Origin of the sequence: Streptomyces toxytricini, from assembly GCF_014649915.1 — a bacterium.
In the GTDB taxonomy this organism is placed as follows: Bacteria; Actinomycetota; Actinomycetes; order Streptomycetales; family Streptomycetaceae; genus Streptomyces; species Streptomyces toxytricini.
Map to the genome: position 1 here is coordinate 149,812 of NZ_BMTY01000008.1, position 26,993 is coordinate 176,804.

The window sequence follows — 26,993 nt, forward strand, 5'->3', positions numbered from 1 at the left end:
GCGCGCACATGGGGGCCGTTCCCCCATATTCCGCGGAGCCCCCCACCCGCCCTGCGCACGCACCGCCCGTACGGGGCGCCGCAGCCGCCCCGGCCTGCGGGGTACGGGGCGGCGCACCGGCTCCGTACGGCCCTGCACCCTTGTGCCCGTCCGATCGGGGCCGCTGCGACCTGCGGCGCCGCGGTCTTCACAGGATCCGCGCCTTCTGCCGCCGTCCTCCACGAATGTGGGGGCCGCGGCCCGATGCCGCACCCGGCGGGCCGGCCGCAGCCTGGGTGCAGTGCCCCTTTCCGCCGCCCGGCACCCCGGGAGGCGGGTGATCAACGGAGGAACAGGTGGGAGAACCCGTCCCTGTCGACGTCGTCGCGTTCGACCCCGTGCTGGAAGCCGGAACGAAGAGCACCCTGTTCGCCTGCCCCGAGCTCGCCCCGGCGGCGCCGGGCCGCGAGCCGCGGGTCGTGGTCATGACCGTGGACCGGGTCGGCCGCCCGGAGCTGGACGTGCTGCGCACCGTCCGCGACGCCCCGTCCCGCCCCGATGTCGTCCTCGTCGCGGGCGAGCTGGAACCCGAGGGCGCCCTCCACGCGATAGCGGCCGGGGCCCGCGGGCTGCTGCGCCGCCGCGAGGCGGACGCCTCCGCGCTGGCCCGTGCCGTCCTGGCCGCCTCCCGCGGCGACTGCACCCTGCCTCCCGACCTCCTGGACCGGCTGCTGGAACGCCCCACCGGACACGGTGCCGCCACCGCCGCGGCCGGGCCGGCCGCGGACCGCTGGACGGCGCCCGGCCTGAGCGAGCGCGAACGCAGCGTGCTGCGCCTCGTCGCCGACGGCCACGAGACCAACGAGATCGCCAAGCAGCTGTGCTACTCCCCGCGGACGGTCACGACCGTCGTCCACGACATCACCCAGCGCTTCCGCCTCCGCAACCGCGCCCACGCGGTCGCCTACGCCCTCCGGGTGGGCCTGCTTTGAGCGCCGTCGCCGCACTCTCCCGCCCGCTGCCGGCACGGGCGGAACCCTCCGGGGCCCTGACGGACCGGGTGGACCTGCTGCGCCTCGCCGGGGACGGCCGCATGCCGTACCCGGCCCTGGTCCGCCTGCTCGGCGCGGCCGCCGCGCACACCCCGGATCCGGCCGCCGCGCCGGGGGCCCGCGCGGCGGGAGCGGACGTCCCCCGGCTGACGGCCCGGCAGACCGCGGTCCTCACGCTGATGGCGGAGGGCCACGGCAACGCGGTCATCGCCCGCACCCTTTCCTGCTCGGAGCACACGGTCAAGAACGTGGTGTACGAGCTGATGGCCCGCCTCCAGGCCCGCAACCGCGCCCACGCGGTGGCCCGCGCGGTCCGCCACAGCCTGATCTGACCCACCCCCCGGTCAGCCCCGCCCGACGGGGTGGGACGCCCTCCGTTTCGACGACGCGGCCGACGTGCGACCCACCACGGGCGCAGAGCACCTCGGCTCGAACCCCGCCGCGCTCGGCGAGCGGGTTCCGAGGTTCAAGCGACGGTGTACTCGGTGTCCCCGAAGTCCGCAACGACCCTCAGCCGACCGCCGAGCGCCTCCACGTAGGACCGAAGAGTGGCGACTTCGGTACGGTCGGCGTCACCGTGCTCGATGGCCGACACCCGCGGCGCCGAGACCCCCATCGTTTTGGCGACGTCCTTCTGGCTCAGAGATTGTTCCTGCCTGATCTCTGCGAGCCGGCAGGCCCGGACCTCTGCCATCAGCCGGTCCATGGCCGCCTGCTTTTCTTCCTGGGACCGTACCCGCAGCCCGGCGGCCTCCCGGCGCTCGCGGGCCTTGCGCTTGGTCTCCTCCCAGCTCACTGTGCTCATTCGTACTCCCTGGAGTCGATTTCGGCGAGGTGCTCTTGGTAGCGCTTCTCTGCAAGTGGAATGTTCGCGTCGTACCAGCGCTGCCAGTTGCCTGCCTTGTCGCCGGCAACCAGTAGAACCGCCCTGCGCACCGGATCGAACGCAAACAGGATCCGGATCTCGCTCGTCCCGGACGAACCAGGCCGCAGCTCCTTCATGTGGTGCTGCTCTGCGCCCTTGATCCGGTCCACGAGCGGACGGCCCAAAGTGGGGCCGTAAATCGACAAGGCGTCGATGGCATCCTCTACCTGCTCGGCACTTTCCCAGTCCGTTTCGACCATTAACGCAAGCATTAACCCTTCGGGGTCAGATGCCCTGGACATCACTCGCGTGGGGATGCCGGCCCAGGCCCGCGGGTCTCAGTCCTCGGCGGGGACCAGCCGCAGGGAGATCGAGTTGATGCAGTAGCGCTGGTCGGTGGGGGTGGGGTAGCCCTCGCCCTCGAAGACGTGGCCGAGGTGCGAGCCGCAGCGGGCGCAGAGGACCTCGGTGCGGACCATGCCGTGCGAGGTGTCGGCGCGCAGCTCGACGGCGTCGGTGTCCTTCGGGTCGTAGAAGGACGGCCAGCCGCAGTGGGAGGGGAACTTCTCGGTGGAGCGGAAGAGCTCGGCGCCGCAGCCGCGGCAGGTGTAGACGCCCGCCGTGGTGGTGTCGGTGTACTCGCCGCGGAACGCCGGCTCGGTGCCGGCCAGGCGCAGCACCTGGTACTCGGACGGCGTCAGCTCCGCCTGCCACTGCTCGTCCGTCTTCTCGACCTCGTACGCCATGACTCTTCCGCTCCCTCGTCCGGCCCGTGGGCCCTGTCTGCCCGGCTCAGCCCGCCAGGCGGGCGAGGATCGCCGGTCCCAGGTCCGTGACGTCTCCCGCGCCCATGGTGAGAACGAGATCGCCGGGCTTGGCCATTCCCGCGATCACGTCGGCGACGGCGTCCTTGTCGTGTTCGGCGGTGGTGTCGGCGCCGGCGGCACGGGCCGCCGAGATGATGATCTCGCTGGTGACGCCGGGGATCGGGTCCTCGCGGGCCGGGTAGATGTCGAGGACCACCGAGGAGTCGGCGAGGGCGAGGGCCTGGCCCATCTCCTTGCCGAGTTCCTGGGTGCGGGAGAACAGGTGCGGCTGGAAGACGACCAGGATGCGGGAGTCGCCGGCGGCGCCGCGGATGGCCTCCAGGTCGGCGGTCATCTCGGTGGGGTGGTGGGCGTAGGAGTCGATGACCTGCACGCCGGCGGCCTCGCCCTTCAGCTGGAGGCGGCGCTTGACGCCGGTGTACTTGCCGAGGGCGGCGGCGAGGTCGTCGGCGGGGATGCCGAGGGCGGCGCCGGCGGCGAGGGCGGCGACGGCGTTGTGGGCGTAGTGGCGGCCGGGCACGGAGACGGTGAAGGTGAGGGAGCGGCCGTCGAGGCGGACGGTGACCTCGCTGGCCAGGCCGCGCGGGGTGATGTCCTCGATGCGGACGTCGGCGTCCTCCTCCTCGCCGTAGGTGACGACGGTGAGGCCGTCGCGGCCGCGGACGCGGGCGGCGATCTCGGCGGCCCCGGCCTGCCCGTGGGCGACGACGAGGGTGCCGCCGGGCACGATCCGGCCGACGAACGTCTCGAAGGACTCGTAGATCTCGTCCATGGAGGCGTAGTTCGCGTGGTGGTCGAGCTCCGCGTTGAGGATGATCGCGACCTGCGGGGCGTACTTGTGGAAGCTGCGGTCGCTCTCGTCGGCCTCGGCGACGAAGATGTCGCCGGTGCCGTGGTGGGCGTTGGAGCCGGGGGCGTCCAGGTCGCCGCCGATGGCGTACGAGGGGTCCAGGCCGAGGGCCGAGAGGGAGACGGCCAGCATGGAGGTGGTGGTGGTCTTGCCGTGGGTGCCGGCGACGGCGATCGGCCGCAGGCCGTCCATGAGGGCGGCGAGGGCGTCGGAGCGGTGCACGACCGGGACGCCCAGCTCGGCGGCGCGGGCCAGCTCGGGGTTGTCGGCGCGGATGGCGCTGGAGACGACGACGCTGGTCGCGTCGTCGGCGAGGTGGGCGGCGGCGTGCCCGATGTGGACGGTCGCGCCGTGCGCGCGCAGGGCCTGGGCGGTGTCGGAGTCGCGGGCGTCGCTGCCGGCGACGGCGGCGCCCCGCTGGGCGAGGATCTTCGCGATGCCGGACATCCCGGCGCCGCCGATGCCGATGAAGTGCGGGCGTTCCATGGCGTTCGGCAGGCCGGGCTGCGGCGTCATACGGCTTCTCCCCAAAGTGCGGGCGGATCGGGTGCGCCGGGCGGTCCGGCCCCTCGGGTGCGGGGGGACCGTCCCGGCGCGAACGTGTCGGACGCCAGCCTATTCGTTGTGGGCGAAGAGCTTGAGCACCGGAACCCCGACCTTGTGGCGGGCGCGGGAGGCCCAGTCCCGGTGGAAGAACTCCTCGACGAAGTGGGGGGCGGTCAGGACGATCACCTCGTCGGCGCCCTTCTCCTCGACGACGGCCTTCAGCTTGTCCAGCGGATGGTCCTCGACGATCTCCCCGACGGCGGTGGCGCCCTTTCTGCGCAGGGCTTCCAGGGAGTGGGCGAGGGCCTGCTCGGCGGGCCCGAGGGCGGCCGCGCCCTCGGGCTCGTCGGCCTCGTGGAGCGCCTCGGGCAGCTCGCCGAGCGCGACGTCGTCGATGGCGCGCAGCAGGCGGTCCTGGTCGCCCCTGGGCTGCATGAGCACGATGAACGAGACCGGGTCGTCCCCGTGCAAGGTGGTGACGAAGTCCACGTCGACGGCGGTCAGCGGCTGCTCGATCATCAAAACGCTCGTGAACACGGACGCCCTCTCCTTCATGGGCGGCGGCGGCAGGCCGCGGCCCTGCGGAAACCATCCTGCCCCGCGCTCTCGCGGGGCGGCGCAGATATATGTGCCCAGCGGAAGCTATGCGGAACGAGGAATTCCGCTTGTTTCAGATCCGACGGTAGCTCGTGAAGAGGAACCCGGCCTCCTCCAGCACCAGCGCAGGCGCGAACCGGTGCGGGACGGCCACGGAGGGCCCCCCGGCGATCCGCTGGGCGGCCCCCGCCGTGAGCATCGGCGACACCGTCAGGCACAGCTCGTCCAGCACGCCGGCCGCGACGAACTGGCCCAGCAGCCGCGGACCGCCCTCGGTGAGCTGGCGGCGCAGCCCCCGGGCGGCGAGCTCGCGCACCGCGCGGGCCGGGTCCACGGCCGCCCCGTCGCCCGCGACCACGACCTCGACGCCCGCCCGCTCGGCCTCCGCCACCCGTTCGGCCGGAGCGCCCGCGCCCGTCACGACGAGTGTCGGGACGAGCGGGGAGGAGAACAGCGGCAGCGAGAAGTCCAGGTCCATCCCCGAGGTGACGACGGCGATCGCCGGCGCCGGCCCCTGCCCGGCCGCCGCCCGGCGGGCCGCGAAGGCCTCGCGGGCGCGGGCCGGCCGGTACCCCTCCTGGCGAACCGTTTCGGCTCCGGCGACCACCACGTCCGCCAGCGCCCGCAGCGTGCCGAAGATCCGCATGTCGGTCTCGCCGGAGATCGGCTGGGAACGCCCGTCGTGCTGGGCCGCCCCGTCGAGCGTGGAGACCATGTTGGCCCGCAGCCAGTGCCCGTCCGGCCCGATCGGCGGATACGCGTACGCCTCCGCCAGCTCGTCCAGCGACCACTCACGGTCACCGGCCGCGGCCGCGGGCCCGGCGGAGTCCGCGGGCCGGGATGTCTGATCGGTCACAGGGAACAGGCGTCGCATCGGTGCAGTGTGCCACGCCCCGTAGAGTTGAGAGCTGTGTCAACCTCACTCTCCGCCGCCGGTTCCACCCACGGCACCCACGGGCGCCCCCCGGCCGCCGACGCCGGCCCGCAGTCCCTCTGCGCACGCGAGCCCCGGGTGCCCGCCGAGCGGCTGGTGGCCGAGATGGTGCCGCCGCCGCGGTTCGACTCGGTGCGCTTCGACACGTACAACCCCGACCCGGCCCAGCCCAGCCAGGCCGAGGCCGTCGGAGTCCTCTCCGGCTTCGCCTCCGGCCTCGGCGGCGCCCACGCCACCGGCTCCGGCAAGCGGCGCTGGTTCGCCCGCGCCCCCAAGGCCGCCGCGCCGACCGGCCCGCGCGGGATCTACCTCGACGGCGGGTACGGCGTCGGCAAGACCCACCTGCTGGCGTCGCTGTGGCACGCCACCCCCGCCGAACCCGCCCTGAAGGCCTTCGGCACCTTCGTGGAGCTGACCAACCTGGTGGGCGCGCTCGGCTTCCAGCAGACCGTGCAGACCCTCGGCGGGCACCGGCTGCTGTGCATCGACGAATTCGAGCTCGACGACCCCGGCGACACCGTGCTCGTGTCCTCCCTGCTCAGCCGCCTCGTCGAGCAGGGCGTCGCCCTGGCCGCCACCTCGAACACCCTGCCCGGCAAGCTCGGCGAGGGCCGCTTCGCCGCCGCCGACTTCCTCCGCGAGATCCAAGGCCTGTCGGCGCACTTCCGGCCGCTGCGCATCGACGGCCAGGACTACCGCCACCGCGGCCTCCCCGAAGCCCCCGCCCCGTTCTCCGACGAGCAGGTCGCCAAGGCCGCGTACGCCACGGCGGGCGCGAGCCTCGACGACTTCCCCGGGCTGCTGGAACACCTCGCGAAGGTCCACCCCAGCCGGTACGGCGCCCTCACCGACGGCATCACCGCCGTCTGCCTCACCGACGTCGTCCCCGTGCCCGACCAGTCGACGGCGCTGCGCCTGGTCGTCCTCGCGGACCGGCTCTACGACCGCGAGATACCCGTGCTCGCGTCCGGTGTGCCGTTCGACCGGCTGTTCAGCGACGACATGCTGAACGGCGGGTACCGCAAGAAGTACTTCCGCGCCATCTCCCGGCTCACCGCGCTGGCGCGCGACGCGAAACCCCTGGTGTCCCAGTAGGTTTGGGGACGCCGGGCGCCGTCGAGGCACCCGGCCGTTCCCCCATCCGCGAAGGGATACAGAGAACATGGCCACCACGCGCCACGCACACACCGTCTGGGAAGGCAACCTCCTCGAGGGCAAGGGTGTCGTCACCCTCGACTCCTCGGGCCTCGGCTCCTACGACGTCTCCTGGCCCGCCCGGGCCGAGGCCCCGAACGGCAAGACCAGCCCGGAGGAGCTGATCGCGGCCGCGCACTCCAGCTGCTTCTCGATGGCCCTGTCGCACGCCCTGGCCGGCAAGGGCACCCCGCCCACCCGCCTGGAGACCAAGGCCGACGTCACGTTCCAGCCCGGCGAGGGCATCACCGGCATCCACCTGACGGTGGAGGGCGAGGTCCCGGGCCTGGACGCCGACGGCTTCGAGGCGGCCGCACAGGACGCCAAGAAGAACTGCCCGGTCAGCCAGGCCCTGACGGGCACCACCATCACGCTGAGCGCGAAGCTGGCCTGAGGCCGAAGCCGGCCTGAGGGCGGTGCACCGCACCCCGACCGCCGGGGTGCGGTGCACCGGCGGCGGCGGGGGGGGGGAGCCGAGGACTCGGGAGCCGGAAGGCGACGACCGGGGTTACGGCAGAAGCAGACCGGCCGGGGTCGGAAGCACAACTGGGCGGCGGCGAGAGCGGGAGCCGGTCGGTCGGGGTCGGGGTGCTCCGGGGGTGTCCCGGCAGCCCATTGTCCTTCCGGTGCGGGCCGCCCTGTAAAGGGCGCTCCTTCGTCGCGTCGCTGCGCGATGGCCCTTGCGGGCCACCCTTGACAGGACGACCCGCCCCGGAACGCCAACAAGCTGCCGGGAAGCCCCCAGGGGAATGGCCTGGAGGGAAGCTTTCACTCCCGCCCCAGGGACCCCTTTCGCCCCACCGGCATCAGCCGACCCGTCGGCAGGAGCCGGGTGGGCTGTGACGTCGGGAAACGATGCCCAGAGCATCATCCGGTGACACAAGCGCCCCAGATCGCTACGCGGCCCGGCATTCTCCAGCGTCCGGCGGCCGTCAGGGGCCCGGCGGCGCGACAGATCGCTACACGGCCCGGCCGTTCCGGCGGCTGACGGCCGTCCGGGGCCCGGCGGCGCATCGGATCGCTACGGGGGGCGCCGTCGGCTCGGCGGTTGACCGCCGGATGGTCGACAGGGGGAGGGAACGTCCCCTGTGGCGACAACGGGGACGGCCGACCGACGATGCTCAGTTCTGGGTGGAGAGGCAGAAGGGGTGGCCTGCGGGGTCCAGTAGGACCCTCCGCTCGTCGGGGTGCGGTTGGACAGGGGGTTCCGTCGCGCCCAGTGCCAGCATCCGTGCGTGGGCGGCGTCGAGGTCGTCGACGCCCAGTTCCATGTGGGCCTGCTTGCCCTGGGAGGGGTCCGGCCAGGTCGGACGCCGGTAGTCGCCGACCCGGATGAAGCCCAGACCGGGTGCCCCCTCGCGGCCGAGCAGGACGAAGTCGTCGCTGGTGTGGATGACGGGCAGGCCGAGCGCGGTGCCGTAGAAGCGGGCCAGTTCGGCGGGGTCCGGGCAGTCGAAGTCGACGGACAGCAAGCGGATCGCGGGTCCCGCTGTGGGTTCGGTACTCATGGGCAGGACGCTACGACGGGACCAGGACAGTTCCGGTCCTGGTCATGGGGAAGACTTCGGGACGTGATCAGCACCTCTGCCCGCCTGCTGCGACTGGCCTCGCTGCTGTCCACTCGACCGACGTGGACCTGTCGCGAGCTGGCCGAGCGCATGGGGGTCACCGACCGCACGGTCCGGCGGGACATAACCCGGCTGCGGGACCTCGGCTACGGCATCGAGTCCGACCCGGGGCCGTGGGGCGGCTACCGCCTCGGCGGTGGCACCCGGGTGCCACCGCTGATCCTCGACGACGAGGAAGCGCTTGCCGTGGCCGTCGCGCTGCGAGAGGCCGCGCTCAGCGGCGTCCTGGGCAGTGACCAGGCCGCGCTCTCCGCGCTGTTGAAACTCCGGCAGGTCCTGCCGCCCCGGATCGCGGACCGGCTGGGGGAAATGGATGCGGTCTTCGTGCACACTCCCAGGCCCGAGGGACGTCAGATCCCGCCCGGCGTGCTGCCGGCACTGGCCGCCGCCTGCCGTCGTGGCGAGCGCGCCCGTCTTTCGTACCGCGACCATGCGGGGAACGCCACTGTCCGGGACATCGACCCCTACCGCCTGGTGCACACGGGCCGCCGCTGGTACTTCGTCGCCCGCGACGTGGCCCGGGACCAGTGGAGGACATTCAGGGCCGACCGGGTGGTCCGGATACAGCCGACCGGACATGCCGTCGAACTCGTCGACCCGCCCGACCCGGCGCTCCTCGTCTCCCGTTCCATCGCGGGTGTCGTTTACCCGCTCTACGCCACAGTCCGACTGGCGCACCCCATGGACCAGGCGCTACGGCTGATCCCACCCACGATCGGCACTCACCACCCGGACGGCCCCGATGCCACCATCGTCGAAATAGGCGGCAACGACGCCGACCAGCTCGCCACCTACCTCCTCGGCCTGGGCACCACGCTACGGGTCCTGTCGCCGGACCCCGTACGAGAGGCGCTGCTGCGCCGCACCCGAGACCTGTGCGAGGAAAACCGGGGCTGTCAGCCCCGGTAGGAGACGCTGCGCCGGATACGCGGCCCCTCCAACGGCCGACGGCCGACAGCCGCTGAGCAGAGGGCGCCCCTGTAGCGATCTGACGCGCCTGCCCGCCCCCGACGGCCGCCGGACGCCAAGCCAAGGGCGCCCACGTAGCGATCTGTCGCGCTCCTGTCGCCGGATGATGCTCTGGACGTCGTTTCCCGACGTCAGAGCCAACTGCGCTGCCGCCGACGGGGCGGCTGATGCCGCTGGGACGAAAGGGGCCACCGGAGCGGGGGACCAAGCTCGCTGATCCGGCTTGTTGGTCCAAGTACCTCCAGGCCGTTCCCCTGGGGGCGTCCCGGCAGAAAAAAATGCCTCCGGGGCGGGTCGGTCGGTCAAGGGTGGCCCGCAAGGGCCATCGCGAAGCGACGCGACGACGAAGGAGGAGCGCCCTTGAGGGACCGGCACGCCCCGGACACCATCAACTGCCGGGGACACCCCCAGCCACCCACCCGACCCCGACCCATCGGCTCCCGCCCACCCCACCCCGCCGTCACCCCTCCGACCCCACCCGCCCGACTCCCGCCCCCCCACCCCCACACCCCCACACCCCCGCCAGAGTGACCGCCCCGGCCTGGCCGACCCCGCCCCCACCAGGCCGGGCGGTGTGGCGTGGTACCACGGGCGCGTCAACTCCCGCCGTCCGCTCCGGGGAGCCGCCGCATGTCCGTCAGTCGTCGCAGTCTGCTCGCCGCCGCGGGTGTCAGCTTCACCGGAGCGCTCGGCGCGCTGTTCGCCGGGGGTCCGGGGGCCGCTGCCGCCCGGCGGGCCGGCGGGTACGGGCCGCTGCTGGCCGATCCGCGCGGTCTGCTCGACCTGCCCGCCGGCTTCGCCTACCGGGTCCTCTCCCGCGCCGGCGAGCCGCTGCGTTCCGGGGAGGGGCCCGTACCGGGCAACTGCGACGGCATGGCCGCCTTCGCCGGGCCCTCCGGCGCCGTGCGCCTGGTCCGCAACCACGAGAACGGGCCCGCCGCCGCCCTGCGCGTTCCCGCCGTGCCCGGCCTCGTGTACGACCCCGCCGCGCGCGGCGGCTGCACGGTCCTCGGCCTCGCCGCGGACGGCCGGGTGACCGCCGAGCGGGTCGCCCTCGCCGGGACCGCCGTCAACTGCGCGGGCGGCCGCACCCCGTGGGACACCTGGCTGAGCTGCGAGGAGACCGAGGACCGCGCCGGCACCTCCGGATACGCCGAGGACCACGGCTGGGTGTTCGAGGTCGACCCCGCCGACCCGCTCCGCTCCGGCGCCGTCCCGCTGAAGGCGATGGGCCGGTTCGCGCACGAGGCGCTCGCCGTCGACCCGGCCACCGGCATCGTGTACGAGACGGAGGACGCGTTCGTCGAGCCGTTCGGCCTCTTCTACCGCTTCCTGCCCGCCCGCCCGCTCGGCGGCCCCGGGTCCCTGCGGGCCGGCGGAACCCTCCAGGCGCTGCGCGTGCGCGGGGTGCCGGACCTGTCCGCGGTGGACGAGCCCGGCATCGAACTCCCGGCCGAGTGGGTGCCCGTACCGGACCCGGCGGCGTCCGGCACCCCGATCCGGTTCCAGGACTTCGGCCCCGGCGGCATCACGCACGCGCAGAAGCTGGAGGGCTGCTACTGGGGCGGCGGCGGGGTCCACTTCGTGTCCAGCTTCGCCCGCAGCGCCGAGGGCTCGGCCGCCGACCACCACGGCCAGGTGTGGTTCCACGATCCGCGGCGCGCCGTGATCCGCCTGGAGGTGCTGTTCGGGCCGACGGCCGGGGCCGTCCTGCCCGGCGACTCCCCCGACAACATCTGCCTGGCGCCCGACGGCGGGCTGATGGTGTGCGAGGACGGCGGCGGCGCCCAGTACGTCTTCGGGGTCACCCGCGGCGGCGAGGTCTACCCGGTGGCACGCAACGCCGACGACATCGGCCGCGCCGGTACGCCGGAGTGGGGCGAGTTCGCCGGCGTCACCTTCTCGCCCGACGGGCGCACCATGTACGTCAACGCCTACACCCCGGGGACGACGTTCGCCGTGACCGGCCCCTGGCACTGACCCGGGCGGCCCCGGAGCCGCCCGCGGAGCCCTCGCGGCCGCGTCCGATGTGGTGGACGATCGGAGGGGGCGAGCGGACCGGGAGCTGGTGGCGGTGGCCGGGAAGAGCGGCGGCAGGGACCGCGGACAAGGAGGCGGCAGGCCCGCGACCGCAGTCCGCGACGTGCTGCGCGTCCCCGTCGGCGGGCCCGTCGACCTCGCCGCGCGCCCCACCGATGCGATCCCGGCGGGACCCAGTGACAAGGCGGCGGGGCGGGCCGCCGTCGAGGCCCTGGCCGGGCCGCTCGCCGCGTACCAGGAGCGGCTGCGCGCGGCCGCCACGGCGGGCGGCCGGCGGCGGCTCCTGCTGGTCCTGCAGGGCATGCACGCGAGCGGCAAGGGCGGCACCGTCAAGCACGTGATCGGCCTTTTCGACCCGGCGGGCTGCCGTGTCAAGGCCTTCAAGGCCCCCACCCCGGCGGAGCGCAGCCGCCCCTTCCTCTGGCGGATCGCCAAGGCCCTCCCGCACCCCGGCGAGATCGGCGTCTTCGACCGCTCGCACTACGAGGACGTCCTGATCGGCCGGGTTCGCAGCCTGGCCCCGCCCGACGAGCTGGAGCGCCGCTGCGAGGAGCTCAACCGCTTCGAGGAGTCCCTCGCGGCCGACGGCACCGCCGTCGTGAAGGTCTTCCTGCACCTGGGGTACGAGGAGCAGCGCAGGCGGATGCTGAAGCGCCTCGACGATCCGGCGAAGCACTGGAAGTTCGACCCGGGCGACATGGACGAGCGGGCGCTGTGGCCCGCGTACCGGGAGGCGTACGAGGCGGTCCTGGGGCGCTGCTCGACCGCGGTGGCGCCGTGGTACGTCGTGCCCGCCGACCGGAAGTGGTACCGCGACTGGGCTGTCGGCGCGCTGCTGCTGGAGCACCTGGAGGAGATGGATCCGCGCTGTCCGCCGGCCGGCTACGACGTCGGGGAGTGCCGTGCGCGGCTGCTGAGGAGCTGAGGCCCGGGAGCTGCGCCGGGCGGCGCGGGCGGGGGAATCACCCCGCCGGCCCCGTGGTGCGACCATCCGGCAATCGGATCGTCATATATTTTGCGGGCGTGACCCTTTCTGTGCGCAATGCGGCGGCCGCGGCCGCCCTCGGCGCCGCCCTGTGCGCCGCCCTCTCCGGCTGCGGGGGCGGCGGCGCCGCGTCCGGTGCCGCCGGCCAGGCCCGTCTGGGCACGCCCGCCGCCCCGCCCGCGGCCTCCTCCCCCGCCTCCCCGCCCGCGGCGGCCCCGCCCGCCTCGGCCGCCGTCGGCCACGGCCCCGGCAAGGCCCCCACCCTGGCCCCGGGGCCGAACGGCCTGACCCCCGTCTTCGAACGGGCCCGGCAGCGGACCGAGAAGACCGTCGCCCTCACCTTCGACGCCGACATGACCGCCGACCAGGGCCCGCGCGCCGCGGCCGGGGAGCGCTTCGACAACCCCGGCCTCATCAGCACCCTGAAGGCCCTGGGCGTGCCCTCGACCGTCTTCATGACCGGCCGCTGGGCCGAGGAGTACCCCGACCAGGCCAAGGCCATCGGCACCGACCCCGTCTTCGAGGTCGCCAACCACTCCTACAGCCACCACGCCTTCACCTCCCCCTGCTACGGGCTGCCCGCCCTCGACGGCGCCGCCGCCCGCGCCGACGTCGACCGGGCCTTCGCCGCCTTCCGCAAGGCCGGCGCGGTCAACACCGTCCCCTACTTCCGCTTCCCCGGCGGCTGCCACGACGAGCGGGCGCTGCGCGCCCTGGCGGGATCCGGGGTGACGGCCGTGCAGTGGGACGTGGTCAGCGGCGACGCCTTCGCCAAGGACCCGGACGCGGTGGCCGCACAGGTCCTCGCCGGGGTCAAGCCCGGCTCGGTGGTGGTCATGCACTGCACGCGCAGCGCCGCCCCCGTCACCGAGGAGGCCGTCCGCAAGATCGTGCCGGAGCTCCGCAAGCGCGGCTACCGCTTCGTGAAGGTCTCCGAACTCGTCGGCACCTGACCCGGCACGTGCCCGCACCCGGCCCGGCACCCGCCCCCCGGCGGCCGGGTCCGCGCCGCCCTCAGGGCGCGGACCCGGCCGCCTCGGTGGCCTCACTGGGCCGGACGATGACGAAGCCCTCCCCGCGAAGCTCCAGCTGCACGGCCTCGCCGGAGCCGCCGCGCAGCATCGAGCCGACCGACTGGGAGCGGTGCAGGCCCGTCTGCAGCTGCGCGCTCCAGCCGACCACCGCGTCCGTGTCCACGTACACCGGGGAGGCGGCGGTGACGGGGATGACGATCGGGGCGCCGTCGCACACGACGGCGAGCTTCCCCGTGCCGGTGAAGAGGCTGTTGAAGAGGCCGCCGCCGGTCATCCCGGCGCCCTTCACCATCCGTATCTCGTACGACAGCGTGGAGTCGAAGCACAGCACGTTGCGGCCGTTGACGGTCAGGGCGTCGCCCGGCTCGAACTCGACGATGAAGCAGTTGCCGGCCCGGTGCGCGAACCAGGCCTCGCCCCGGCCGCGGACGGACATCAGCGGCAGGCCCTCGCCCGTGACGGCCCGCTTGAGCATCCCGCCGATGCCCTGCCCCTTGCGCTCGAACCGCAGGTCGCCGCGGAAGGCGACCATCGAACCCTGCCGGGCGAGCATCTCGCCGTCGACGGCGTACCGCACCGACTTGGCGTTCTGGAGGGCCATGCCGGGGGCGGCGGCCGGGCGGACGAGGACATCGGAGGAGAACAGGTCGCTCTTCATGTACACGATCATCGCCCGTCCCCCGCCCCCGCGGCCTCCTCCTCGGGGCGGAGCCTGGCATCCTTGGCGGGATGAGCAGCCAGCACACGCATCCTCCTGCAGACGTACCCGCGGTCGGCGCCGACAGCCCGTTCCGGCAGGGGCGCCTGCCCCGCGACGAGGCCCCCCAGTTCGTCCTGCCGCTGGTCGTGCGGATCGAGAAGGCCGAACCGCCCGCCCGTACGGACGCCCTGGAGACGGCCGCCCGCGCCGTACTGGTCCTGCTGGCGGACGAGCGGGCGCGCGACGGCGGCGAATGGGCCGACGCCGTCCGCGACTGGCAGGACGCGCGGATCCGCAAGGTGGTCCGCCGGGCCCGCGGCGCGGAGTGGCGCAAGGCGTGCGCCCTGCCCGGCATCACCGTCGACGGCGGCACCGCGCAGGTACGGGTCTTCCCGCCGGTCCCGCTGGACGGCTGGCCCAAGGAGCTCGCCAAGCTCCAGGTGTCGGGTACCGACCTCGACGACCCCGCCCCGGTGCCGGCCGCCACCGCGGACGTGCCGGTGCTGTGGCTCAACCCGGACCTGGAGATGTCCGCCGGCAAGGCCATGGCCCAGGCCGGGCACGCGGCGCAGCTCGCCTGGTGGGACCTGACCGCCGCCGAGCGCACCGCCTGGCAGGAATGCGGCTTCCGCCTGGAGGTCCGCACCGCCGCCCGCGACCGCTGGCCGGCCCTCACGACCGGCGGCCTCCCGGTGGTCCGCGACGCGGGCTTCACGGAGATCGCCCCGGGCTCCACCACGGTCGTCGCCGACCACCCCGCCCTCCGCTCCCGCCTCTGACGGGGGGCGGCGGGCTGCCGGCTCCGGCGGCGTGACAGGGGCCCTGCTCCCGCCCGCCGGAGCCCCTCGCCCTACGCCTTCTGCGCGCCGACGGCGCGTGCCCGCTCGCGCAACTCCCGCACGGCCCGGATGCCGGCGTGCGGGGCGAGCCGGAGGTTCATGACCTCGAAGTGCTCGTCACCGCGTGCCGAGGACAGCACCTCGTACTCGTCGAGGAAGCGGCCCCAGGATGCACAGGCCGCCTCCACATGCCCGATGGACAACTGGCGCCGGCCCAATAGCCCGTAGGCGTGCAGCCGCCCCTGGCGTTCGTGTGCCGCCTGGACGCGGATCGACTCCCCCAAGGTCTTCACCGAGCCGGGGAGGTCCTTCACCGCGGCCTGTACGTGCGCGACGTGGAAGAGGTACGCGGTGCGGTCGTACCCGCCCACGGATTCGCGCCGGTCGTCCGCCCGCGACAGGGCCTCCTCTGCCTCCTTCAGCCGGGCGAAGGCCTGCCGCTTGTCACCGACCATCGCCGCGCCGTGGGCCTGCTGCCCCCGCAGGAACGCCACCAGCCGCGGGCCGGCCACGGGCGCCGCCTCGGCGGCCGAGTCCGCCAGCTCCAGCGCCCGCCGGCCGTAGCCCAGATTCGAGGCCTGGAGGGACATGCCGCGCAGGGTGCGGCAGTACGTGACGTGGTCCTCGGCTTCGCCGGCGAGCTTCAACGCGGACAGGTAGTAGTCCTGGCCGAGGCGGTGCTGCCGCTCGTACATGGCCATCCAGCCGACCAGGTACACCAGATCGGAGGCGGCGGCGAGCATGGACCGCTTGACCTCGGCGGCCCCTTCGGCCTTGAGCAGCGGGCCGACCACGTTGACGAGGAACGCGGCGGCCATCGGCCGGGCGTGCCCGGCGCCGAGCTCGTCGAGGATGTCGGCGATGCGGTCCGTCATGGCCCGGACGGAGGCGACCTGCGCCCGCCCGATCCGGACGGTCCCCTTGCCGGGCCGCACGGGGTCGGGGGTGTCGGCGCGCGCGAGGTCGGGGAACGAGGGGATCGCCAGGGCGGCCGAGAAGACGCCGGCCGCGAGGATGCGCCGCCGGGACGGGTCCATGTCGGCCTTCCCGAGATCGACGAGCTCACGGACGGTATCCGCCTCCTCTTCGCCGGGCGGCGGCTCCAGCCCTGCCTCGGAATACGTGACGGGGCGCCCCAACTTGCGCTCGAACGCCTCGATGATCAGAGCCCTTACCTGCGGCCGGGGCTGGTGCCCTGCGACCCACTGCGACACCGCCGGCTGGCCGTACTTCAGCATGAGCCCGGCTTCGGCTCCCACCCGGTTGACGATCAGGGCGAGCTGGGACCGGGACCATCCTGCCTGGTCGAGCAACGCCGCAAGGCCGGCGTTGGGGGTGCGTGAGTGCTGCGCCATGGGCTCTCCCCACAGATGCATGGCTTGCATACTTCTCCGACCTCTCAACCGTACTCGCGGGCGCCCCTGATGCGGTTGTCTCAGCACACGAAGCAGTCATCCAACGGAAGTTGGACCACACGAGGGAGCGCTCCATGGAAGCCCGCAACACCCTGCACCCGAGCCCCGAGCCTGTCGGCACGTCCGTGCCCCACGCCTGGCTCGGGCGGGGCGTTCAGGACGCCCGGAGCGGCCGGTGCGGCACCCTCATGGACGTCTGCGTCGAGGTGGACGGGACCGGCCGGCGCTACGACGCGGCGTACATCCGCGGCGCGGACGCCCGCGAGTTCACCGCCCCCGCCGCACAGCTGCGTCCCGCGCCGTGACGGCACAGCGCCGGATCCGCACCGCACGAGCAGAGGGATGGGCAGTGGACGTCAGGAAAGGGACCGTGGAAAGCGACCCGGGCGGGTGTGCCGTGGCACCGCTCCCGGAGTCGTTCCACGACCTCACGATCGAGCAGGCCCGCGGCTACGCGTGCGTCGCCTGCGGGGAGCCGCTCGGCTCAGGCCGGGTCTACCGGGGGGTCGTCGTGGGGCACGACGGCGGGTACCTCCTCGACGCCGACGTCTGGGCCTGCGGGCCGGCGGCCGCGCGGTGACCGCGGGGGGAGGGATCTGCGCGCGCTGCCAGGGCCCGCTCGGGTCCGACTTCGAGACGGTCGTCCCCGACTCCGCCTCCGGCGCCCGACCCCCGCAGCGCCTCCACCCGGTCGGCACGCCGGCCTGCCGCCCCCGCAGCCGGGGGGCGGCGGTGACCGGGCGGACCCCGCAAGGCCCCGCCTCGCACGCCCCTCTCACTGCCGGCCGGGTGGAACCTCAAATGTTGCTCTGAACGTCACCCCCGCTGGATTGGCGTCGCGCAGGCGGGGCCATCAATCCGGCAACACGGGCCGGTACGCCGGGCCGACGAGCGGGGGGAGGGGCATGGAAACCATGGCGCAGCTGGGGGTGGGCATCGGGTGGCGGCCGGAGATCGCGGATGCGGTCGAGCGGCTGCCCGGCCTGGACTGGGTCGAGGTCGTCGCCGAGAACATCTGCCCCGGCCACCTGCCGGAGCCGCTGCAACGGCTGCTCGACCGCGGCGTGCGCGTCGTCCCGCACGGGGTGTCGCTCGGCCTCGGCGGTGCGGAGCGGCCCGACGCGGGCCGGCTGGCCGCGCTCGCGGAGCGGGCGGTGGCGTTGGGGGCTCCGCTGGTCACCGAGCACATCGCCTTCGTACGGACCGCGTCCCCGGCCCTGGAGGCCGGGCACCTGCTGCCCGTGCAGCGGACCCGGGACGCGCTCGACGTGCTGTGCGAGAACGTGCGGATCGCACAGGAGGCGCTGCCCGTGCCGCTGGCGCTGGAGAACATCGCCGCGCTCGTGCGCTGGCCGGGCGAGGAGCTGACGGAGGCGCAGTTCCTGGCGGAGCTGGTCGAGCGGACCGGCGTCCGGCTGCTCATCGACGTGGCGAACCTCCACACGAACCGCATCAACCGCGGGGAGGACCCGGCCGCGGTGCTGGCGGCGGTCCCGCCGGAGGCGCTGGCGTACGTGCACGTCGCGGGCGGCGTCGAGCGGGACGGCGTGTGGCACGACACGCACGCCCATCCCGTGCCGCCGGCCGTGCTCGACGTCCTGGCGGACCTGGCGGGCCGGATGCGGCCGGCCGGGGTGCTGCTGGAGCGCGACGACGCCTTCCCGCCGGAGGAGGAGCTGGCCGCGGAACTCGCGGCCATCCGCTCCACCCTGGAGGCCGCCGCCGCCCCCGTTCTTGGTGCTCCTGCCGCGCCGGCCGCCGCCGTAGCCGGCGTTGGCGCCGCCGCCGTGCCTGCCACCGACGGCGTTCAGGCGCCGGCCGCCGCCGCGGTCGCCGCTGGCGCCGGTGCCCCGGCGGGCGCCGCCGTACCCGCCGTCGGCAGCGCCTCGGCCGGCGCCCTGCCTGACGGCGCTCACGGTGTTCCCGCGACCGTCGGCGCGGCGGCCGCGCGCGGGTCCGCCGGCCCCGGGGCCCCCGCCGCCCCGGGCGGTGCGCCCGGCGCCGCCGCCGCCACGGGGCCCGTCCTCGGCGGCGCGGGCGCGCAGGCCGCCTCCGGCGCGGCCGGCGCCCCCGACCGGCTCCCCGCCGCGCGGACCCGGGTGGGGTTGGAGCAGGCCGCGCTGTTGTCCGCGCTCGTCGCCGGGACGCCCGTCCCCGAGGGGTTCGACCGGCAGCGGGTGCGGGTGCAGGCGCGGGCGCTCGCGGCCAAGCGGGCCGACATCGTCGCCAAGGTCGCGCCCGAGCTGCCGGAGCTGCTCGGCGGGCGGAAGGCGTTCCGGGAGGCGTTCCTCGGGTACGCCCGCCACCGGCCCATGCCCGGCGGCTACCGGCGGGACGCGCTCGACTTCGCCGAGCACCTGCTGGTCCGCGACCTGCCCGCCGACCCCGCAGCACGGCGCCGCCTCACCGTCTGGTGGCGGGACCGCGCCGGGCCGAAGCCGCCGGGCCGGCTCGTGCGCTGGGCCCGCGCCCTGACGGGGAGGGCGGCGTGAACGGCTCCGCCGTCGTCTGGCTCGCCGTCGCCGTCTCCAGCGTGCTGCTGGTGGGGGCGCTGCGGCGCACCCGGCCCCGAACCGGCGGGGAGCAGCCCCGGCTGCTCGACCTGTCCGAGGCGGCGTTCCTCACGGGCGGGCCCGGCGGGGTCGTCGACACCGCGCTCGTCGCGCTCCTCGGGGACGGCCGCCTGACCGCCGGCGGCCCCGGCATCGTCCAGGCTCGGCCCGGCGCCCCCGCCGCCGACACGGCCGAGCGGGCGGTGCTGCGCGCCTGCGGGCAGGCCCCTTCCGGCTGGCTGTACCAGGTGCGGTACGCAGCCATGCGCGATCCGGCCGTGCAGGAGGTCGGGGACGGGCTGGCGGCCCGCGGGCTGCTGGCCGCGCCGGGCCGGGGGCGCGGCGTGCGGCTGTGGGCTGTGGTGCAGGCCGCCGTGTGCGGGGTGCTGTTGCTGCTGTCGCTGCCGCTGGTGCTCTTCACGCTCGCGGTGTCCGGCGGCGGTGTGTCGGTGCCGTTCGCGCTGCTGGTCGGCGCCGTCGTCGGGGCGGTCTGCGCGAGGCGGGCGGCGCGGCGGGTCACCCCGCAGGGGCGGCGGGCGCTCCGGGCGATGCGCGCGCTGTACGTGGGCGACGGGAGCCCGCAGGCCCAGACGGCGCTGTTCGGGCTGCGTACGCTGCGGGACCCGTACCTGGGGCCGCTGCTGATTCCGGCGGCGCGGCAGGCGCGGCTGGCCGCGGCCCAGCACCGGGCGCAGGCCGGCCGGTCGCGAAGCGGAAGCGGCGACGGCGGGAGCGACGGATGCGGGTCGTCCGGCGCCGAGGCGGTGCCCGTCGTGTGGTGCGCCGGATCCGCCGACTCGGGCGGCGGCTCGGGCTGCGGGTCTTCCGGCGACAGCGGCTGGGGCGGTTCCGGGTGCGGGAGTTCGGGCGGATCGAGCTGCTCCGGCTCGTCCGGGTCCAGCTGCTCCGGCTCCTCGTCGAGCTGCTCCAGCAGCTCTTCCTCCTCCTGAGGCCGGCCCCGCCGCATCCGGAGCCCGCGCCGGTGTCGCTGGACCACCGGGCGGAAGCGCCCCGGGCACCTGGCCCGGGGCGCTTCCGCCGGCAGTCTGAACTTCCGGTGCGGGGTCTCCGGCTGCGTCGTTTCGGGGGCAGGGCCTCCCCAGCCGCCGGAGGAGGTCATTCCTCCGGCTGTTTCCCCCCGGGGGAGGTATCAGGCGAGCCCGGCGACCAGGTCGGCGACGGACTTGCGGCGCCCGGTGAAGAAGGGGACCTCTTCCCGGACGTGCATACGGGCCTCGGAGGCGCGCAGGTGGCGCATCAGGTCGACGATGCGGTACAGCTCGTCGGCCTCGAAGGCCAGCAGCCACTCGTAGTCGCCCAGCGAGAAGGAGGCGACGGTGTTGGCGCGGACGTCCGGGTAGCCGCGGGCCATCTTTCCGTGGTCGGCGAGCATGCGGCGGCGGTCCTCGTCGGGCAGCAGGTACCAGTCGTAGCTGCGCACGAAGGGGTAGACGCTGACGTAGTCGCGGGCGACCTCGTCCGCGAGGAACGCCGGGATGTGCGACTTGTTGAACTCGGCCGGGCGGTGCAGGGCCATGTTCGACCACACCGGCTCCAGCGCGCGGCCCAGCCTGGTGCGCCGGAACAGGTTGTACGCGGTCTGCAGCTCGTCGGCCGTCTCCGCGTGCCACCAGATCATGACGTCGGCGTCGGCGCGCAGGCCCGAGACGTCGTAGGTGCCGCGGACGGTGATGTCCTTGGCGGCCAGCTGGTCGAAGAGCTCCTGGACCTCGTCCGCGTAGCCCGTCCGGTCCTCCGGGAGCACGTCCTTCAGCTTGAAGACGGACCACAGGGTGTAGCGGATGACCTCGTTGAGGTCCTTCGCCTTCTTCCCCGCGTTGGGGATCTTCTCTGGTGCAGTCATGCGTCCATTGTCCCGTGTGCCGATCAGTGCTCGGAGCCAGGGGTGCCCCATGCGGCGGCGACCGCGTCGGCGGCCTTCCGGGCACTGGCGATGCAGGCGGGGATGCCGACGCCGTCGTAGAGGGCGCCGCACACGGCGAGGCCGGGCAGCGCGCCTACCGCGGCGCGGATCCGGGCGACCCGGTCGAGGTGGCCGACGGGGTACTGGGGCAGCCCTCCGTCCCAGCGGGTGACGGTGGAGGCGACCGGCTTGGCGGTGAGGCCGACGGCCTCGCCGAGGTCGCGCAGCGAGACGCCGACGAGTTCGGAGTCCTCGCGGGCCAGGTCGGCGTCGTCGCCGTGGCGGCCGACGGAGGTGCGCAGCAGGAAGAGGTCGGGGTCGGTGCCGGCCCAGGCCCATTTGCTGCTGGAGAAGGTGGACGCCTTGATCGTCTTTCCGTCGACGGGCGGTACGAGGAACCCGCTGGCCGTTCCGCCGGTGATCGCGGCGGGCAGCTGCGAGCGCCGGAACGCCATGGTGACGAGGGCCATCGATGCGTACTCCACCGCGCGGAGCTCGGCCGCGGCGGCCGGGGCGGTGTCCTGGAGGAGCCGGGCGGCGGGGCCGGCCGGCACGGCGAGGACGACGGCGTCCGCGTCGACGGCGCCGGCGGCGGTGACGGCCCGCCAGCCGCCGGGTGTGCGCCGGAGTTCGCGGACTTCGGCGCCGGTGGTGATCTCGGCGCCGGCGGCCCGGCAGGCGTCGGCGACGGCGGCGGCGAGGCGGCCGATGCCGCCCTCGATGCCGGAGAATACGGGGCCCTGCGCCGGCTGCGCCGCGGCCCGGCGCTGGAGGTCGCGTACGGCGTCGCCGAGCGAGCCGTGCGTACGGGCGGCCTCGTACAGCTGGGGGACGGCGGCGCGCAGCGAGATGCGGTAGGCGTCGCCTGCGTACACGCCGCCGAGGAGGGGTTCGACGAGCCGGTCGACGACCTCGCGGCCGAGGCGGGCGGCGACGTACGCGCCGACGGCGACGTCCTCGCCGATCTCGGCGGGCGGCAGGTCGGCTTCGGCGCCGATCCGGGCGAGGCCCTCGGCGGAGAGGACGCCGGAGGCGGCCAGCGGCGCCGTGTCGCCGGGGACGCCCATGACGTGCCCGGTCGGCATCGGCCGCAGCGCGCCGCGGGTCCACAGGTGGGCGGTGGTGGTGGCGGGCGGCTGGAGGGCCGGGCCGAGGCCGACGGCGCGGGCGAGGTCGAGGGCTTCGGGTCGGCGGGCCAGCACGGACTCGGCGCCGAGGTCGACGGGGGCGCCGGCGAGTTCGCCGGCGTACAGCTTGCCGCCGAGGCGCTGCCCGGCCTCCAGCAGGGTGACGCGGAGTCCGGCGGCGAGGAGCCTGTGGGCCGCGGCGAGGCCGGCGATGCCGCCGCCGATGACGAGGACACGGCGGCGGGGGGCCGTGCCGGGGGCGCCGGGCGCGCCGTGGGTGCCGTCGTCCGTACGCGTGTCCGCTTCGTGCATGGACACATGCTCTCAGACCGGGTTCCGGGGCCGCGCCGAGGCCGGACCGTGACCGCATCGGGACCGTCCCGGGACCGGCGGGGCGAAACCCGGGGGGCGGGAGCGCGCGTCGAAACGGCACGACGGCATCCGACCCCCGGGGGGACCGCAGTGCGAGCACGCTCCAGTTCGACCACCACCATGACGCGCGCGACACGGACGGGGCGGCGCGGTGCGGCCGCGCTGGCCGGGCTGGCCCTGGCGGGCTCGCTGGCGCTCACCGGCTGCGGCGCCGACGGCGAGGCGGCGGGCTCCGCCGCCGCCGACAAGGCCGCGGTGGCACCGGCCGCCCCCAAGGGGGAGGCCCGTACGGGCGCCGGGGCGGCCGCCCCGCCGGCGGAGGGCGCGGCGAAGGCGCCGGGTGCACCGGCCCCGGCCGCGGTCCGGCCGCACGTGATCAGGACGGCCTCGCTGGCGATCGAGACGGACGACGCCGGGAAGGCGCTGGCGTCGGCCCGGGCGGCCGCGGAGGGCGCCGGCGGGTTCGTCGGCAACGAGTCGACGCGGCGCGGCAAGGACGGCCGGATGACGTCGACGGTGACCCTGCGCGTGCCCTCCGAGCGGTTCGACGCCGTGCTCGGCGCCCTGGAGGGCAGCGGGAAGCTCCTTCACCGGAAGGTGGAGGCGCAGGACGTGACGGAGAAGGTCGCGGACGTCGACAGCCGCGTCCGCTCGCAGCAGGCGAGCGTCGCGCGGGTGCGGGAGATGATGGAGCGGGCCACCGCCCTCGGCGACGTGGTCATGCTGGAGGGCGAGCTGAGCAAGCGCCAGTCGGACCTGGAGTCGCTGCTGGCGCAGCAGACCGCGCTGAAGGACCAGACCTCGCTCGGCACGGTCACCGTGGAGGTCTCGGAGCCCGAGGCCGCGGCCGGGCCGGCGGAGGACGGCGAACGGCCGTCGGTGTGGGGTGCGCTGCGGACCGGCTGGGAGGCGTTCACGAACGTCGTCGCCTACGCCGTCGTCGCGGTGGCGCTGGTGCTGCCGTTCGCGGCGGCGGCCGCGGTCGGCGTGCTGGGCTTCCGGTTCCTGCGCCGCCGTCGGCGGGGCGGCGGCGCGGCCGCCGCGGCGGTCGGCGCGGGCGCAAAGGCGCCCGCCGCCCCGGCCGTCCCGGCGGCGCGGGACGGGGGCGACCCGGCGGAGTCGCCCCGGATCTCGGACTGAACAACCGTTCCCCGTAGCGTGTTCTCCACGTGATCACAGTGGAGGACGGTGCGGACGATGGCGGTGGAACGGCTGGTGGTGGTCGGCGGCGACGCGGCGGGGATGTCCGCCGCGTCGCAGGCCCGGCGGCTGAAGGGCCCTGCGGAGCTGGAGATCACGGCCTTCGAGCGGGGCCGCTTCACCTCGTACTCGGCGTGCGGGATCCCGTACTGGATCGGCGGCGACGTCGGCGACCGGGACGACCTGATCGCCCGCACCCCCGAGGAGCACCGCGCCCGCGGCATCGACCTGCGCACCCGTACGGAGGTGCTGGAGCTGGACCTCGCCGGGAGCCGCGTCCGCGCCCGCGACCTCGACTCCGGCGCCGAGTCCTGGACCGGCTTCGACAAGCTCGTCCTGGCGACGGGCGCCCGCCCGGTCCGGCCGCGCATGCCCGGCATCGGCGCCCACGGCGTCCACGGGGTGCAGACCCTCGACGACGGGCAGCGCCTGATGGACACCCTGGAGCGGACCGGCGGCCGCCGGGCCGTCGTCGTCGGCGCCGGCTACATCGGCGTGGAGATGGCGGAGGCCCTGCTGCACCGGGGCTTCGAGGTCACCGTCCTGCACCGCGGCGAGCAGCCGATGTCCACCCTCGATCCGGACATGGGCGGCCTGGTGCACACGGCGATGAACCGGATGGGCATCAGGACGGTCGCCGGCGCCGAGGTGGCGGAGGTGCTCACGGACGGCGCCGGGCAGGCGCGCGCGGTCCGCACCGCGTCGGGGGACGAGTACCCGGCGGACGTGGTGGTCCTCGGCATCGGCGTGGAGCCGCGGACCGGCCTGGCCCGCGCGGCGGGGCTGCCGCTGGGCGCATCGGGCGGGCTGCTGACGGACCTGTCGATGCGGGTCCGCGGGTACGGCAACGTGTGGGCGGGCGGCGACTGCGTGGAGGTGCTGGACCTGGTCGCGGGCCGCCACCGGCACGTCCCGCTCGGCACGCACGCGAACAAGCACGGGCAGGTGATCGGCTCGGGCGTCGGCGGCGGCTACGCCACCTTCCCCGGCGTGGTGGGCACGGCGGTCAGCAAGGTCTGCGACCTGGAGATCGCGCGGACGGGGCTGCGCGAGGCGGACGCCCGGGAGGCGGGGCTGCAGTTCGTGACGGCGACCGTCGCCTCGACGACGACGGCCGGCTACTACCCGGGGGCCGCCGGCATGACGGTCAAGATGCTGGCGGAGCGTCGGACGGGCCGGCTGCTCGGGGTGCAGATCGTCGGCGGGGCGGGGTCCGCGAAGCGGGTGGACGCCGCGGCGGTCGCGCTGACGGCGGGCATGACGGTGGAGCAGGTCGTCGCCCTGGACCTGGGGTACGCGCCGCCGTTCTCCCCCGTGTGGGACCCGGTCCTGGTGGCGGCCCGCAAGGCGGTCGCCGCGGTCCGCTCGGCCGGGGTGTGACCGCCGCGGTCCCCGGCCCGCCGCCGCGGCGGCGGGCCGGGGACCGGCGGGTCAGCGCGCGGTGCGGGTGTGGACGTGGTCCACGAGGCGGGTCAGGGCGTCCGGGTCGGTCGTCGGCAGGACGCCGTGGCCGAGGTTGAAGACGTGGCCCTCCAGCTCGGCGGCGGCCGCGAGGACCTCGTCGGTCTTGGCCCGGACGGCCTCGGGGGTGGAGAAGAGGACGGCGGGGTCCAGGTTGCCCTGGAGCGCCTTGCCCGGGCCGACGCGCCGCGCCGCCTCGTCCAGCGGGATCCGCCAGTCGACGCCCACGACGTCCGCGCCGGCCTCGCCCATCAGGCCGAGGAGCTCGCCGGTGCCCACGCCGAAGTGGATGCGCGGGACGCCGTAGGAGGCGACGGAGTCGAAGACCTTCGCGGAGGCCGGCATGACCGAGCGCCGGTAGTCCGCCGGGGCGAGTGCGCCGACCCAGGAGTCGAAGAGCTGGACGGCGGAGGCGCCCGCCTCGATCTGCACCTTCAGGAAGGCCGAGGTGATCTCCGCGAGGCGGTCCAGCAGGTCGGCCCACAGCTGCGGGTCGCCGTACATGAGCGCCTTGGTGTGCTCGTGGTTGCGGGACGGGCCGCCCTCGACGAGGTAGCTCGCGAGGGTGAAAGGAGCACCGGCGAAGCCGATCAACGGGGTGGCGCCGAGTTCACCCGTGAGCATGCCGATCGCCTCGGTGACGTACGGCACGTCCTCCGGGGTGAGGTCGCGCAGCTGTGCGAGGTCCTCGCGGCGGCGGATGGGCTGGGCGACGACGGGCCCGATGCCGGGCTTGATGTCGAGGTCCACGCCGATCGCCTTGAGCGGGACCACGATGTCCGAGAAGAAGATCGCGGCGTCCACCTTGTGGCGGCGCACCGGCTGCAGCGTGATCTCGGTGACCAGGTCGGGCCGCATGCAGGACTCCAGCATGGCGGTGCCCTCGCGGACCTTGCGGTATTCGGGGAGGGAGCGCCCGGCCTGCCGCATGAACCACACCGGGGTGTGCGGTACCGGCTCGCGGCGGCACGCCTTCAGGAAGGCGGAATCGTACGTCTGGCTCGGCTGGCCCGTGGGGCGGTCGTTGGCGCTCACGCCGCAAATCTTCGCACGTGTGCAGAAGTGGCCGTCATGGCGCGGGTGTCCCTGCGGCCTACGGGCCCTCGTTCCGCCTAGTCTTCCGGGCATGGCTGCGGCTCAGGGACGATTTTCAGATGGCGCCGACGGTATGGACAGCGGGAAGGAGAGCTCCGTCCCGCTCCCGTTCCGGCGGGCGGTCGAGGGCTTGAAGAAGGCGCGCCTGCGGCCGGGGATCGAGATCGACCCGGTCAAACCGCCGCAGCGGCTGGCGCCGTACGCGTACGCGCTGGAGGCGGCGGCCGTCGAGGGCGAGGAGGACCTCGCCGACGGGCGGCTCATCCTGCTGCACGACCCGGCCGGGCACGAGGCCTGGCGGGGGACGTTCCGCCTGGTGACGCTGGTGCGGGCGGAGCTGGAGCCGGAGATGGCGGCCGACCCGCTGCTGCCGGACGTGTGCTGGTCCTGGCTGACCGGGGCGCTGGAGGCGCGCGGGCTGTCGTTCGCGGAGGCGAGCGGCACCGTGACGATGGCGGGGTCCCACTACTTCGGCGGGCTCGCCGAGCGGCGGCCCGCGACGCAGATCGAGATCCGCGCCTCGTGGACGCCGCGCGAGGGGGCGGGCGGGGTGCCGGACACCCCGGGGCACCTGGCGGCGTGGTGCGAGCTGCTGTGCCAGACCGCGGGGATGCCGCCGCTGGGGCCGGGCGAGGCCGGGCCGGGTGTGGTTTCCCTGCCACAGCGGCGCGGTCCGCACCACCCGTAGCGGTGGCTCCGTACGGCGGCACGCGCCGTCCGCCGGACGGAGGCGGCCGGGAGGCGCCGCGGGCTTCCGATGCAGGAACGGCTGATCGAAAGGCCGCGGCATCCGTGCGGGAACGCGCCT

28 protein-coding genes are annotated in these 26,993 nt (G+C 74.9%); 16 read left to right on the forward strand and 12 right to left on the reverse strand.

Features of this window, described 5'->3' with window-relative positions; all coding sequences use genetic code 11:
* Nucleotides 1-335: 335 nt before the first annotated feature.
* Together IE170_RS12310 and IE170_RS12315 are read left to right on the forward strand one after the other, a co-directional pair.
* Complete coding sequence (locus IE170_RS12310; protein ID WP_189809370.1) at nt 336-971, forward strand: helix-turn-helix transcriptional regulator; 636 nt, start codon at nt 336-338, stop codon at nt 969-971.
* Nucleotides 968-1,363, forward strand: coding sequence for a helix-turn-helix transcriptional regulator (locus IE170_RS12315; protein WP_223856377.1), 396 nt, complete (start codon nt 968-970; stop codon nt 1,361-1,363). Before IE170_RS12310 ends, IE170_RS12315 begins: the two co-directional genes overlap by 4 nt.
* Before the next feature lie 134 nt (nt 1,364-1,497).
* Here IE170_RS12315 and IE170_RS12320 read toward each other — a convergent pair whose 3' ends face one another.
* From IE170_RS12320 to IE170_RS12345, 6 genes are all read right to left on the reverse strand, one after another.
* A complete protein-coding gene (locus IE170_RS12320) occupies nt 1,498-1,836 on the reverse strand; it encodes an XRE family transcriptional regulator (RefSeq protein ID WP_189809371.1) in 339 nt (112 codons plus the stop codon).
* Nucleotides 1,833-2,156: a type II toxin-antitoxin system RelE/ParE family toxin gene (locus IE170_RS12325; protein WP_308428385.1), complete on the reverse strand. Its 324-nt coding sequence runs from the start codon at nt 2,154-2,156 to the stop codon at nt 1,833-1,835. Before IE170_RS12325 ends, IE170_RS12320 begins: the two co-directional genes overlap by 4 nt.
* Before the next feature lie 78 nt (nt 2,157-2,234).
* Nucleotides 2,235-2,642: a peptide-methionine (R)-S-oxide reductase MsrB gene (gene msrB / locus IE170_RS12330; RefSeq protein WP_125545027.1), complete on the reverse strand. Its 408-nt coding sequence runs from the start codon at nt 2,640-2,642 to the stop codon at nt 2,235-2,237.
* Between the two features lie 46 nt (nt 2,643-2,688).
* Nucleotides 2,689-4,089, reverse strand: coding sequence for a UDP-N-acetylmuramate--L-alanine ligase (murC, locus tag IE170_RS12335; RefSeq protein WP_189809372.1), 1,401 nt, complete (start codon nt 4,087-4,089; stop codon nt 2,689-2,691).
* A gap of 99 nt (nt 4,090-4,188) precedes the next feature.
* Entirely contained in the window at nt 4,189-4,656 is a 468-nt protein-coding gene (locus tag IE170_RS12340; RefSeq protein WP_189809373.1) for an indole-3-glycerol phosphate synthase, read from the reverse strand.
* 133 nt (nt 4,657-4,789) lie between these two features.
* Complete coding sequence (locus IE170_RS12345) at nt 4,790-5,590, reverse strand: pyrimidine reductase family protein (protein ID WP_189809374.1); 801 nt, start codon at nt 5,588-5,590, stop codon at nt 4,790-4,792.
* 138 nt (nt 5,591-5,728) lie between these two features.
* Between IE170_RS12345 and zapE the strand changes: the two genes are divergently transcribed.
* On the forward strand, nt 5,729-6,745 hold the full coding sequence (gene zapE, locus IE170_RS12350; RefSeq protein ID WP_373298981.1) for a cell division protein ZapE: 1,017 nt from the start codon (nt 5,729-5,731) through the stop codon (nt 6,743-6,745).
* Nucleotides 6,746-6,812: 67 nt separating this feature from the next.
* On the forward strand, nt 6,813-7,238 hold the full coding sequence (locus IE170_RS12355; protein ID WP_125545040.1) for an OsmC family protein: 426 nt from the start codon (nt 6,813-6,815) through the stop codon (nt 7,236-7,238).
* Between the two features lie 727 nt (nt 7,239-7,965).
* Here IE170_RS12355 and IE170_RS12360 read toward each other — a convergent pair.
* Complete coding sequence (locus IE170_RS12360) at nt 7,966-8,352, reverse strand: VOC family protein (protein WP_189809376.1); 387 nt, start codon at nt 8,350-8,352, stop codon at nt 7,966-7,968.
* Nucleotides 8,353-8,415: 63 nt separating this feature from the next.
* On the opposite strand from IE170_RS12360, the gene IE170_RS12365 reads away from it, so the two are divergent.
* The 4 genes from IE170_RS12365 (at nt 8,416) to IE170_RS12380 (ending at nt 13,419) form a co-directional block, all read left to right on the forward strand.
* Nucleotides 8,416-9,381 (forward strand): helix-turn-helix transcriptional regulator, encoded by a 966-nt coding sequence (locus IE170_RS12365; protein WP_189809377.1) that lies wholly within the window; start codon nt 8,416-8,418, stop codon nt 9,379-9,381.
* Nucleotides 9,382-10,071: 690 nt separating this feature from the next.
* Nucleotides 10,072-11,421 (forward strand): alkaline phosphatase PhoX, encoded by a 1,350-nt coding sequence (locus IE170_RS12370; RefSeq protein WP_189809378.1) that lies wholly within the window; start codon nt 10,072-10,074, stop codon nt 11,419-11,421.
* 94 nt (nt 11,422-11,515) lie between these two features.
* A complete protein-coding gene (locus IE170_RS12375) occupies nt 11,516-12,406 on the forward strand; it encodes a PPK2 family polyphosphate kinase (protein ID WP_189809379.1) in 891 nt (296 codons plus the stop codon).
* A gap of 98 nt (nt 12,407-12,504) precedes the next feature.
* Nucleotides 12,505-13,419, forward strand: a complete 915-nt coding sequence (locus IE170_RS12380) for a polysaccharide deacetylase family protein (RefSeq protein WP_229884699.1) — start codon at nt 12,505-12,507, stop codon at nt 13,417-13,419.
* A 61-nt stretch (nt 13,420-13,480) separates the two neighbouring features.
* Here the strand turns inward: IE170_RS12380 and IE170_RS12385 are convergent, their stop codons facing one another.
* Nucleotides 13,481-14,158 carry an AIM24 family protein gene (locus IE170_RS12385; protein WP_189809380.1) on the reverse strand — a complete coding sequence of 226 codons (678 nt, stop codon included), beginning with the start codon at nt 14,156-14,158 and terminating at the stop codon, nt 13,481-13,483.
* 71 nt (nt 14,159-14,229) lie between these two features.
* Between IE170_RS12385 and IE170_RS12390 the strand changes: the two genes are divergently transcribed.
* The gene (locus tag IE170_RS12390) at nt 14,230-14,979 is read left to right on the forward strand and encodes an aminoacyl-tRNA hydrolase (RefSeq protein WP_189809381.1); all 750 of its coding nucleotides are present in this window, start codon (nt 14,230-14,232) and stop codon (nt 14,977-14,979) included.
* A gap of 71 nt (nt 14,980-15,050) precedes the next feature.
* Here IE170_RS12390 and IE170_RS12395 read toward each other — a convergent pair whose 3' ends face one another.
* A complete protein-coding gene (locus IE170_RS12395; protein WP_189809382.1) occupies nt 15,051-16,394 on the reverse strand; it encodes an NsdA family TPR-like regulatory protein in 1,344 nt (447 codons plus the stop codon).
* Between the two features lie 134 nt (nt 16,395-16,528).
* On the opposite strand from IE170_RS12395, the gene IE170_RS12400 reads away from it, so the two are divergent.
* From IE170_RS12400 to IE170_RS12415, 4 genes are all read left to right on the forward strand, one after another.
* Complete coding sequence (locus IE170_RS12400) at nt 16,529-16,759, forward strand: hypothetical protein (RefSeq protein WP_189809383.1); 231 nt, start codon at nt 16,529-16,531, stop codon at nt 16,757-16,759.
* Between the two features lie 65 nt (nt 16,760-16,824).
* Nucleotides 16,825-17,034: a hypothetical protein gene (locus tag IE170_RS12405; RefSeq protein WP_189809384.1), complete on the forward strand. Its 210-nt coding sequence runs from the start codon at nt 16,825-16,827 to the stop codon at nt 17,032-17,034.
* Between the two features lie 334 nt (nt 17,035-17,368).
* Nucleotides 17,369-18,946, forward strand: a complete 1,578-nt coding sequence (locus IE170_RS12410) for an MbnB/TglH/ChrH family RiPP precursor modification enzyme (RefSeq protein WP_189809482.1) — start codon at nt 17,369-17,371, stop codon at nt 18,944-18,946.
* Nucleotides 18,943-19,956 carry a TIGR04222 domain-containing membrane protein gene (locus IE170_RS12415; RefSeq protein ID WP_189809385.1) on the forward strand — a complete coding sequence of 338 codons (1,014 nt, stop codon included), beginning with the start codon at nt 18,943-18,945 and terminating at the stop codon, nt 19,954-19,956. Before IE170_RS12410 ends, IE170_RS12415 begins: the two co-directional genes overlap by 4 nt.
* Before the next feature lie 200 nt (nt 19,957-20,156).
* Here IE170_RS12415 and hemQ read toward each other — a convergent pair whose 3' ends face one another.
* Both hemQ and hemG read right to left on the reverse strand, forming a co-directional pair.
* On the reverse strand, nt 20,157-20,870 hold the full coding sequence (gene hemQ / locus IE170_RS12420; protein ID WP_189809386.1) for a hydrogen peroxide-dependent heme synthase: 714 nt from the start codon (nt 20,868-20,870) through the stop codon (nt 20,157-20,159).
* A 23-nt stretch (nt 20,871-20,893) separates the two neighbouring features.
* Nucleotides 20,894-22,369, reverse strand: a complete 1,476-nt coding sequence (hemG, locus tag IE170_RS12425) for a protoporphyrinogen oxidase (protein ID WP_189809387.1) — start codon at nt 22,367-22,369, stop codon at nt 20,894-20,896.
* Nucleotides 22,370-22,549: 180 nt separating this feature from the next.
* Here hemG and IE170_RS12430 point away from each other — a divergent pair, with 180 nt between their 5' ends.
* On the forward strand, nt 22,550-23,569 hold the full coding sequence (locus IE170_RS12430; protein WP_189809388.1) for a DUF4349 domain-containing protein: 1,020 nt from the start codon (nt 22,550-22,552) through the stop codon (nt 23,567-23,569).
* A gap of 57 nt (nt 23,570-23,626) precedes the next feature.
* Nucleotides 23,627-25,009: an FAD-dependent oxidoreductase gene (locus IE170_RS12435; RefSeq protein WP_189809389.1), complete on the forward strand. Its 1,383-nt coding sequence runs from the start codon at nt 23,627-23,629 to the stop codon at nt 25,007-25,009.
* Between the two features lie 51 nt (nt 25,010-25,060).
* Here IE170_RS12435 and hemE read toward each other — a convergent pair whose 3' ends face one another.
* Nucleotides 25,061-26,125: a uroporphyrinogen decarboxylase gene (gene hemE, locus IE170_RS12440; RefSeq protein WP_189809390.1), complete on the reverse strand. Its 1,065-nt coding sequence runs from the start codon at nt 26,123-26,125 to the stop codon at nt 25,061-25,063.
* A gap of 91 nt (nt 26,126-26,216) precedes the next feature.
* On the opposite strand from hemE, the gene IE170_RS12445 reads away from it, so the two are divergent.
* The gene (locus IE170_RS12445) at nt 26,217-26,873 is read left to right on the forward strand and encodes a DUF3000 domain-containing protein (RefSeq protein ID WP_189809391.1); all 657 of its coding nucleotides are present in this window, start codon (nt 26,217-26,219) and stop codon (nt 26,871-26,873) included.
* Nucleotides 26,874-26,993 lie beyond the last annotated feature (120 nt).